Origin of the sequence: Aeromonas sp. QDB56 (assembly GCF_027705505.1) — a bacterium.
Lineage (GTDB): Bacteria > Pseudomonadota > Gammaproteobacteria > Enterobacterales > Aeromonadaceae > Aeromonas > Aeromonas caviae.
This window is the reverse complement of record NZ_JAPDBZ010000239.1, coordinates 1-2,487: the sequence shown is the minus strand read 5'-3', so window position 1 is coordinate 2,487 and position 2,487 is coordinate 1. Positions and strand designations below refer to the sequence as shown.

Sequence of the window (2,487 nt, the reverse complement as noted above, 5' to 3'; positions counted from 1 at the left end):
ATCGATTCTCCCTTCAGTGACAGCCGGTGAGCGTTGTGCATCAGCCGGTCCAGGATCGCATCTGCCAGGGTGTTGTCACCCAAGCTCGCGTACCACTCTTCAGTTGGCAGCTGACTGACCACTATCGTCGAGTATTTCCCATACCGATCATCCATGATCTCCAGCAGTGCGTTGCGCTGTTCGGCATTCACCGCCTCCAGTCCCCAGTCATCCAGGATCAGCAGCTCTATCCTTGCCAGTTGACCCAACAGTCTGGCGTAACTGCCATCTACCTTGGCCTGGCTCAGCTCAAGCAGCAGACGTGGCAGCCGGTAGTAACGAGTGCTATGCCCTTGCTGACAGGCTTGGTAGCCCAGCGCACAAGCCAGGTAGGTTTTTCCACAGCCACAGGGGCCGGTAATGAGCAGGTTCTGGCCCCGGCGCAGCCACTCTCCTTGGGCCAGGTTTGCTACCTGTGACCGCTCCAGGTTGCGTGCTGACTGGTAGTCCAGCTCCTGCACCGTGGCCTGGAGTTTGAGCCTTGCCTGCTTGACCAGCCGAGTTTGCTTACGCAGCTCCCGGCTCAGTTGTTCGTGTTCGACCAGCAGGCTTAGCCGCTCGATGAAGGGCAGCCCTTCGTAGGTACTCGCATGTTCCAGTTGTTGTTGCACGGCATCCGCCATGCCGGTCAGTTTCAGGTTTCTCAGGCGGGTCAGGGTTTGTTGGGTCATGGGGCGTATCCTCTTTAGTGGAAGCTCTGGGGGCCACGGATGTTCTCGTGCTCTTGCGGTAACTCTGGGTAGCTCAGCGGGCTTGCGGGCAGTTGGTCGCGGCCACTGGTCAGCACCGACTTGAGCTGCTTGAGTCGCACCAGACCTTCCCGGTTGGCCAACTGGCAACAGGCTTCAACCCGTGATGGCGGATACTCCCGGCTAAGACTCAGCAGCCCCAGGCAGAGTCGGTATGCCTGCTCGGCATGGGCTTTCTCTTCCAACCGTTCGCTAACCCAGCACAAGGTGCTCGGTCCGATGTCAGCAGCCCACTGTTTAAGACGCCCTGGGGTCCAGCGTTGCTGCTTGCTGTGACGTTCCGGCATGTGCTCAGGGAGCGTGCTCATCCCCGGGATGGTTTTACGTGGATGGCTCGCGACCAGCTGTTGCTGGTGATAGACCTGAAGCAGTGTGTCGCCTGCATGGAGCTCCAGTTGCTGACCCACATACTGGTGTGGCACCGAGTAATGGTGCTGCTCATAGCTGACGTGATAGTCGATGTTGACCTTGACCGTTTTGATGGCGACATAGCGATAGGGATGCACCGGCAGTGGTCCCAGTGCCGGGCGGTCCAACTGCTCAAATGCGTCACGTCGGTTACCGGGCAGTTGCTTGAACGGACGCTCGTTGAGTTCGTTCAGCAAGGCACGGATGCACTGGTTGAGTTCGGCAAGCGAGAAGAAGGTCTGATGGCGTAGACGGGCCAGGATCCAGCGCTCGACGATCTGCACACCCACCTCCGCCTTGGCCTTGTCCTTGGGCTTGTAAGGACGAGCTGGCATCACCGCCACCTGATAGTGCTCGGCCAACTGCTGGTAGCTGGGGTTGAGCTCGGGATCGTATCGGCAAGCCTTGCTGACACCGCTCTTGAGGTTGTCGGGGATCAGCAGTGCCGGTGTCCCGCCGAAAAACTCAAAGGCACGGACATGGCTTTGCAGCCAGTCCGGCAGTGACTGTGACCAGGTGGCCTCGGCAAAGGTGTAGTTGGACGCACCGAGCACGGCGACAAAGACTTGTGCCTGACGGACCTCACCCGTGGTCGGCGACACGATGGGCACCGTGGGCCCGCAGTAGTCGATAAAGAGCTTTTCCCCCGCCTTATGGATCTGGCGCATGGAGCGCTTTTGCAACTGACACCAGGACTTGTAACGGTCGCAGAACTGGGAGTAGCTGTAACAGCTATTGGGATAGCGCTGGGTGTACTCCTCCCAGAGCAGCTGTTTGGAGACCCCCTTGCGCTTGAGCTCCTGATGGACAGAGGGCCAATCCGGCACGACATGGCGGGCCGAGATGGTGGTATCGGCCTGCGGATAGAACAGGGCAGCCAGTCGGCCATCATCAAGCTCGGTGGGCAAGGGCCAGGTCAGGCCGAGCGCCTGGGCACTTTTGAGGAGTTTCTGGATGGAGCCAACGCTGACCTTGGTGCAGCAACTTATCTGGCGAACAGAGAGGTCAGCTTCCAGCCGCAGTCGCAGCACTTCACGAATTTTACGCATTGCAATCCTCTTGGCAGACATAGGCTCTTCCCTGGCAAAAGGGAGAGCGTATCAAAGGTTGTTAAATCAATGCGTTAAGGATGATTCTGGTGAATGTGAACAGTGATTCCGGGATGTTGAACACTGTTTCCGGAAAGGAGGGGCAAAGTGTTCAGGTTGAGCCGGAATGAGCGTTCACATTGGTCCGGAAATGGTGTTCACGTTGAACCGGAATCGGTGTTCATGATCGGCCGGAATATGCA

At 58.2% G+C, this 2,487-nt stretch carries 2 protein-coding genes; both read right to left on the bottom strand.

Annotated features, from left to right (window positions below; all coding sequences use genetic code 11):
- Positions 1 to 710 (bottom strand): IS21-like element ISAs29 family helper ATPase IstB (istB, locus tag OKB81_RS20010; protein WP_270805413.1); only part of this gene is annotated, 710 nt, incomplete at its 3' end.
- A 14-nt stretch (positions 711 to 724) separates the two neighbouring features.
- Complete coding sequence (gene istA / locus OKB81_RS20005; protein WP_039272517.1) at positions 725 to 2,266, bottom strand: IS21-like element ISAs29 family transposase; 1,542 nt, start codon at positions 2,264 to 2,266, stop codon at positions 725 to 727.
- Positions 2,267 to 2,487: the final 221 nt, after the last annotated feature.